The organism is Actinomadura soli (assembly GCF_005889715.1).
Lineage (GTDB): Bacteria > Actinomycetota > Actinomycetes > Streptosporangiales > Streptosporangiaceae > Spirillospora > Spirillospora soli.
On record NZ_VCKW01000009.1, the window covers coordinates 54180 to 60698 of the forward strand.

The window sequence follows — 6519 nt, forward strand, 5'->3', positions numbered from 1 at the left end:
CGGTCAGAGAATGGCGCGGATCTGGGTCGGGGACGTGAAGAGTTCGGCGCGCATCCCGGTCTCGCGGGCGGCGACGACGTTGCGTTCGGTGTCGTCGAAGAAGAGGACGTCGGCGGGGCGGACGCCGAGGCGGTCGGCGCAGATCTCGTAGGCGCGCGGATCGGGTTTGGCGACGCCGATGTGGCAGGAGTAGGTGAGCGCGTCGAAGCGGGAGAGCCAGCCGCCGTGGCGGGCCTCGAAGCGGGGCACGAGGTCGCCGATGATGTTCGACAGGAGGCCGAGGGTGCGGCCCTGGTCGGCGAGTTCGTGGACGAGGGCGACCATCGTGTCGTCCACGTCCGTCCAGCTGTCGAGGTCAGCCTCGATCAGCGCGGGGACGTCGGGGAACGCGACGCCGAGGACGCCGGCGACGTCCGCCCAGTAGTCGGCGCTCGCCCGGCCGGCGTCGTAGGCGGGGCGGCAGGACCAGTAGGCGTCCCAGAACGGGGTCCCCCGGACGCCGGCGATCTCCTCGATCCGCCGCACGGCCCCGGGGGTCTGCGTGCGGGCGATCACTCCGTACAGGTCGAAAACGATCACATCGGGCATGCCCCGAGCCTATGCGGGATGCGCGGCGGCCGAACGTAGCAAGCGCTTGTGCGAGCGCGTACCCTGGAGCCGACGATCGAGCGGGCGACCGGGCGAGACGGCATAATGAGGGGGTGACGACCACGAGCGCCGAATCCGGACGATCCAGGCCACGCGCGGCCGGCGAGGGCGGTGCCCGCCGCCGCGGCAAGGGCTCGGCTCCCCTGGCGTCGGAACGGCGCGAGCACCTGGTGAGACTGGCCGCGGAACTGTTCGCCGAGAAGGGGTTCCAGGCGACGACGGTCCGCAACATCGCCGACGAGGCGGGCATCCAGTCGGGCAGCCTCTACCACCACTTCGACTCCAAGGAGTCGATCGCCGACGAGATCCTGTCGAGCTTCTTCAGCGAGATCATGTCGGCCTATCAGGCGGTGCTCGACCGCGGCGACAATCCGCGCGACACCGTCGCCGGGCTCGTCCGGGTGGCGTTCGGCACCCTGGAGCCGCACCGGGCCGCCGTCACGGTCATGCAGAACGACTGGAACTACCTGAAGGGGATGGCCCGCTTCGCCTATCTCACCAAGTCCGAGGACGAGGTCGAGAAGATGTGGGTGGACACCCTCAGGACGGGTCAGGAGCAGGGCCTCTTCCGCGCCGACCTCGACCCGAAGCTCACCTACCGGATGATCCGCGACACCATCTGGGTGGCGGTCCGCTGGTTCCGTCCGGGCGGGCGGCTGAACGCCGAGGGCCTCGCCGAGCACTACCTCAAGGTGATGTTCGACGGCATCAACCGGCACTAGACGCGCACGCCGTCCTGGCTCGACTGCTCGGCGGGCACGCGGCGGGACGGCAGGAGCCGCCCCAGCGGCCGGGGAAGCCACCAGTTCGCCTCGCCGAACAGCTCCATCAGCGCCGGGACGAGCAGCAGCCGCACGATCGTCGCGTCGATCAGGATCGCGACGCCGAGGCCGAGGCCCATCTGCTTGACGGCGACGTCCGCGCCGAGCAGCACCGACAGGAACACCATCACCATGATCGCCGCGGCGGCGGTGATGACGCGCGCCGTGCGGGACAGCCCCAGCGCCACGGCCTCCCGGGTGGGGACGCCCGACTCGTACGTCTCGCGGATGCGGGACACGAGGAACACCTCGTAGTCCATGGAGAGCCCGAACAGGATCGGGAACATCATCAGCGGCACCCAGGTCGTCACCGGCATGTCGGTGGGGAACCCGAGCACGCTCCCGGCCCACCCCCACTGGACGACGGCCGTCAGCACCCCGTACGCCGCCGCGATCGACAGCAGGTTCATGAGGGCGGCCTGCAGCGCCACCGTCACCGACCGGACGAGCCCGACGAGCAGGAGCAGCGACAGGCCGACGACGACCGCGATCAGCCACGGCAGCCGGGTGCTCACGTCGTCGGCGAAGTCGATCGCGCCCGCGTTCGGCCCGCCGACGTAGGTCTCGGCACCCGTCCCGTCCATGACGCGGGGGATGACGTCGTCGCGCAGCTCGTGGACGAGCTCCGGGGTCGCCTCGTCCTGCGCCCCGGTGGTCGGGAACGCCATGAGGATGGACGCGGCGCCGTCCTGGCTGGTGCGCGGCGGCTGGACGGCGGCGATGCCGGGGGTCTCGCGGACGGCCGCGGCGAGCCGTCCGGCGTCCGCGCCGGTCCCGCCCTCGGTGACGAGCACGAGCGGCGCGGACGTGCCGGGCCCGAAGCCCGCCGCCATGATCTGGCTCGCCTTGTACCCGCTGTGGTCGTGCGGCTGGGTGCTGGAGTCCGGCAGGCTCAGCCGCATCGACAGCGCGGGCACGGCCAGCACCAGCAGGACGGCGGCCGCGCACAGCCCGGCGACGACCGGGTGCGCCTGGACGGCCCGCGCCCACCGTTCGGCCAGCGGGCGGCCACGGGTCCTGCCGAACCCGGGCACGCGGAGCCGGTCGATGGAGCGTCCGGCGAAGCCGAGGAGGGCGGGCAGCAGCGTCACGGCGCCGAGCATCGTCATCAGCACGGCCGTCGCGGCCGCGACGGCGACGGCGTTGAGCAGGCTCTGCTGCATGACGAACAGGCCCATCAGCGCGATCACCACGGTGGTCCCGGCGAACAGCACGGCGCGTCCCGCGGTGGTGACGGCCTTGACGGTCGCCTCCTCCGGGTCCTTCCCGGCGTGCAGTTCCTCCCGGTAGCGGGTGACGATGAACAGCGCGTAGTCGATCCCGACGCCGAGCCCGATCAGCGCGGCCACGATGGGCGCGAACGACGGCGCGGGCAGCGCGTGCCCGAGCAGCATGATCAGCGCGAGGCCGGAGCCGATGCCGAACAGCGCGGTCAGGATGGGCAGCCCCATCGCCAGCACCGACCCGAACGCGACGAGCAGGATGACGATGGCCGCGAGCACGCCGATGGCCTCCGAGGGACCGCCGCCTGGCGTCTCGGCGACGTCCACGGCGGCCCCTTCGAGCTGGACCTGGACGGGCCCGGTGTCGCTGCGCACGTCGTCGAGCAGCGCGGTCACGTCCGGCTTCGGCATGTCGTCGGACGGGACGTCCAGGTTCCCGGTCGCGAACGCCGTCTTCCCGTCCGGCGAGATCTGCCCGGGCGTCTCGTAGGGCGACGACACCGACGCCACGTGCGGCGTCTTGGCCAGCCGGTCGATCGCCTGCTGCACCTTCGGCTTGGCCCCCGGGCTCTGGACGCCCGCGTCCGCGCGCACCGCCAGCGTGATCGAGTCGCCGCTCTGGTCGGGGAAGTGCTCGTCCAGCAGGTCGGACGCCTTCGCCGATCCGGAGTCGCCGCCGGAGAAGTCGTTCAGCGGCTCGGCGGCGAAGCCGAAACCGAGCACCATCACCGCGATCGTCCCGACGATCCAGCCCGCCACCGTGAGGCGCCGCCTCCGGTAGCAGATCCGGGCGAGCCTGGCCAGCCTCATGAGAACCACCCTCGTGCGTGCGTCCCCGGACGAGGTCACGTCCGGGCGGTCGGGAATGTTGACGGCGGCTCCAGCGTTTCCCAGCGACCAGGTTCGGCACATCGGGCGGACGGTGTCATTCACCCCTGCCGGATACATCCGTTGGAGTACATCCGGCGCGGTATCCCACGGTGCGAGTCCCCTAACCCCCATAGTGTGCTTAGTCACTAATTGCCGAGTAGGGGTGACGCCTTGGTCCGTGGGGACGCTGCTATTGGAGAGACCACCGGGGGGGCGGTATGACGGCTCAGCGAGGCGCCGCGGGTCGCGACGAGCCCACGCCCGCGGCCCTGCGCGCGGCCACGGCCCGCGGTTTGATGGAGCAGTTCCCCGGAGTACGCGTCTGGTACGGCGAGGCGACCGGATCCTGGTGGGCCATGGTGCCGCTGCGCAGCGGCCCGCGGCTGCTGGAGGCGCCGACCCCGCAGGAGCTGCGCGAGGAGATCATGAGCCTGCGGCGCCGGGGGTGACCAGCCCCGACTCGTAGGCCAGCACGACGAGCTGCGCCCGGTCCCGGGCGCCGAGCTTGCCCATGGCCCGGCTGACGTGCGTCTTCACGGTCAGCGGGCTGAGCAGCAGCCGCGCCGCGATCTCGTCGTTGGACAGGCCGCGGCCGACCAGCCGGACGACCTCGCGCTCCCGGCCGGTGAGCCCGTCGAGCACGACCGCCGGACGGGCCGGGTCGGGGCGGTGCGCGACGAACCCCTCGATGACGGCGCGGGTCACGGCGGGCGCGAGCAGCGACTCGCCGCCCGCGACGACCCGCACGGCGCGCAGCAGCTCGTCCGGCTCGATGTCCTTCACCAGGAAGCCGGACGCGCCCGCCCGCAGCGCCAGGTACACGTAGTCGTCGTCGGTGTAGGTGGTGAGGACGACGACCCGCACGTCCTTCAGCGCGGGGTCGGACACGATCCGGCGGGTGGCGGTGAGCCCGTCGACCTCGGGCATCCGCATGTCCATGAGGACGACGTCCGGGCGCAGCTCGCGGGCCAGCTCGACCGCCTCGCCGCCGTGCTCGGCGTCCCCGACCACCTCGATGTCGCCGCCGCCGGCCAGCAGCGAGCGGAAGCCGGCGCGGACCAGCGACTGGTCGTCGGCGAGCACCACGCGGATCACGGACGCTCATCGCGTCGCGCGCGGGCCGGGTCGGGGCGCGGCGCGCGGGCCGGGTCCATCTGCGGAGCGCGGGCCGGGCCGGCGCCGGTGCTGACGGTCACGCCGCAACGGTACGACGGTTCGGGCCCCTCGCGCGGACGGTGCCCTCGCGCGGACGGCGCCGTGCCCGGCCCTTCCGCCGTGCGGGCTCGTCCGCCGTTGCGCCCGCCGGGGACGGGGCGCGATCCGTCCCCGGTGGGCGTCTCCGGTGACGGTAACCCGAAAATCGTTCAGACTCAAGCGCTTGTTAGGTGCTGCTGACGGCGCACGCGGCCGCGTGTCCGGCCGGGCTCACGTCGTGTACTGGATGGACGCGCGCTCCGCCGCGATCGGCGCGATGTACCGCTCGACCACGGCCCGGTGGGACGGGTGGTCGCGGTAGGCCAGGTAGGCGTCGCGGTCGGCGAAGTCCGCGACCAGCACGAAGTCGTAGGCGGCGGGGTTCACGCCCGCGTCGGCGCCCAGGCTGTACTCCCGGATCTCCGGGATCACGGCGGGCAGCTCGCGGAGCCGCGCGGCGACCTCGTCCTGCTGGCCGGTCGTGGTCCCCTCGGCCCATCTGAACATCACCACATGCCGGAAAACGTTCATGGCGGAACGCTACCGGTGCCGGCGCCGGAGGTCGCGGGCCTAGACCTCGCCGAGCTCGGCCGCCGTGACGGCGCCGAGCTCCCAGCACGCGTCGATATCGGCCTTGGACGGCTCCCCCACCACGACCACGGGCGGCTGGACGGCCTTCCACGCCAGCCCGGTGGTGATCGACTCCAGCGCCCGCAGGCCGCCGGTCGCGTCGTTGTTGCCGTGCAGGAACGCCCCGAACGGACGGCGGGCGGTCTCCTCCAGGCACGGGTAGTAGATCTGATCGAAGAAGTGCTTGAGCGCCCCGGACAGGTATCCGAGGTTGACCGGCGAACCGAGGAGGTAGCCGTCCGCCTCCATGACGTCCACGGCGGTGGCCGCCAGCGCCGCGCGGGACACCACGTCCACGCCCTCGATCTCGTCGGTGGACGCTCCGGCGCGCACCGCCTCGAACATCGCCTGGACGGACGGCGACGGCGTGTGATGCACGATCAGCAGCCTCTTCACCCTCACGAGCCTAACCCTGGGGCGGAAGGGGCCGACGTGGTAAAAGATCCCGTTCGGGGAATGACGTCCAAAGGATCTTGGCGGTCGGCGCAGCGGAGGTGTGCTTCGTGGAAGCAGGCGATTCATCCTGGCAGGCCGTCCCCCCGGCGGCGCGGCCGCGCAGGGCGCGGCCGGTCTGGCCGCTCGCCGCCGCGACGCTGGCCGTCGCCGTGCTGGTCGCGGCCCCGGCGCTGGCGGCGTCCCCGCCATGGCTCGACCGGCTGTCGCGGACCGTCACCGGCGGCCCGCTCGCCCCCGCCCACGCCGTGGCCCTCGGCCCGGCCCTCGCGCTCCTCGCCCGCGGTGTCCTGCTGCGCCGCCGCGCCGCCTGGTACGGCCTGGTCGTCGTGATCGTCCTCGCCGTCCTCGCCGTCCTGACCGGCGACGACGCGGCGTGGCGGCTGCCGCTGCTCGCCGCCGCGCTCGGCGGGCTGTGGCTGGAGCGCGACCGGTTCGCGGTCCGCCCGCACCCGGACCGCGTCCGCGCGGCCGTGAAGACCGGGGCGCTGCTCGTCGTCGCCGCGGTCGCCGGTTCGCTGGCCTTCGGCGGCGTGTCGATCCGGTCGGTCGGCCAGGTCGCGGCCGGTCTCGGCGCGACCGGCGCGCCCATGGACGGCGCGCCGTGGCTCCCGGACGTCCTCGGCCTCGCCGGGGCCGCCGGGCTCCTCGTCCTGGTCGTCACCCTCCTGTCCCCCGAC

At 73.0% G+C, this 6519-nt stretch carries 7 protein-coding genes and 1 pseudogene; 3 read left to right on the top strand and 5 right to left on the bottom strand.

What is annotated here, in order from left to right; all coding sequences use genetic code 11:
- Positions 1 to 3: 3 nt before the first annotated feature.
- A complete protein-coding gene (locus tag ETD83_RS03360) occupies positions 4 to 588 on the bottom strand; it encodes an HAD family hydrolase (protein WP_138643539.1) in 585 nt (194 codons plus the stop codon).
- Between the two features lie 113 nt (positions 589 to 701).
- Between ETD83_RS03360 and ETD83_RS03365 the strand changes: the two genes are divergently transcribed.
- Positions 702 to 1370, top strand: coding sequence for a TetR/AcrR family transcriptional regulator (locus ETD83_RS03365; protein WP_230420648.1), 669 nt, complete (start codon positions 702 to 704; stop codon positions 1368 to 1370).
- Here ETD83_RS03365 and ETD83_RS03370 read toward each other — a convergent pair.
- Complete coding sequence (locus ETD83_RS03370; RefSeq protein WP_138643541.1) at positions 1367 to 3502, bottom strand: MMPL family transporter; 2136 nt, start codon at positions 3500 to 3502, stop codon at positions 1367 to 1369. The genes ETD83_RS03365 and ETD83_RS03370 overlap by 4 nt on opposite strands.
- A gap of 278 nt (positions 3503 to 3780) precedes the next feature.
- Between ETD83_RS03370 and ETD83_RS03375 the strand changes: the two genes are divergently transcribed.
- Positions 3781 to 4011 (top strand): hypothetical protein, encoded by a 231-nt coding sequence (locus ETD83_RS03375; RefSeq protein ID WP_138643542.1) that lies wholly within the window; start codon positions 3781 to 3783, stop codon positions 4009 to 4011.
- Here the strand turns inward: ETD83_RS03375 and ETD83_RS03380 are convergent.
- From ETD83_RS03380 to ETD83_RS03390, 3 genes are all read right to left on the bottom strand, one after another.
- Positions 3986 to 4657 carry a response regulator gene (locus ETD83_RS03380; RefSeq protein WP_138643543.1) on the bottom strand — a complete coding sequence of 224 codons (672 nt, stop codon included), beginning with the start codon at positions 4655 to 4657 and terminating at the stop codon, positions 3986 to 3988. The two genes, ETD83_RS03375 and ETD83_RS03380, sit on opposite strands and share 26 nt — an antisense overlap.
- 330 nt (positions 4658 to 4987) lie before the next feature.
- The gene (locus ETD83_RS03385; RefSeq protein WP_138643544.1) at positions 4988 to 5287 is read right to left on the bottom strand and encodes a Dabb family protein; all 300 of its coding nucleotides are present in this window, start codon (positions 5285 to 5287) and stop codon (positions 4988 to 4990) included.
- Between the two features lie 39 nt (positions 5288 to 5326).
- Entirely contained in the window at positions 5327 to 5782 is a 456-nt protein-coding gene (locus ETD83_RS03390) for a flavodoxin family protein (protein ID WP_138643555.1), read from the bottom strand.
- A 107-nt stretch (positions 5783 to 5889) separates the two neighbouring features.
- Here ETD83_RS03390 and ETD83_RS03395 point away from each other — a divergent pair.
- Positions 5890 to 6519, top strand: a pseudogene (locus ETD83_RS03395) (hypothetical protein); the annotation flags it as partial.

Excerpts from the sequence above, each read along its gene's own strand:
- ETD83_RS03360 (WP_138643539.1), bottom strand. The coding sequence starts at position 588 with ATGCCCGATGTGATCGTTTTCGACCTGTACGGAGTGATCGCCCGCACG.
- ETD83_RS03370 (WP_138643541.1), bottom strand. The coding sequence starts at position 3,502 with ATGAGGCTGGCCAGGCTCGCCCGGATCTGCTACCGGAGGCGGCGCCTC.
- ETD83_RS03375 (WP_138643542.1), top strand. The coding sequence starts at position 3,781 with ATGACGGCTCAGCGAGGCGCCGCGGGTCGCGACGAGCCCACGCCCGCG.
- ETD83_RS03385 (WP_138643544.1), bottom strand. The coding sequence starts at position 5,287 with ATGAACGTTTTCCGGCATGTGGTGATGTTCAGATGGGCCGAGGGGACC.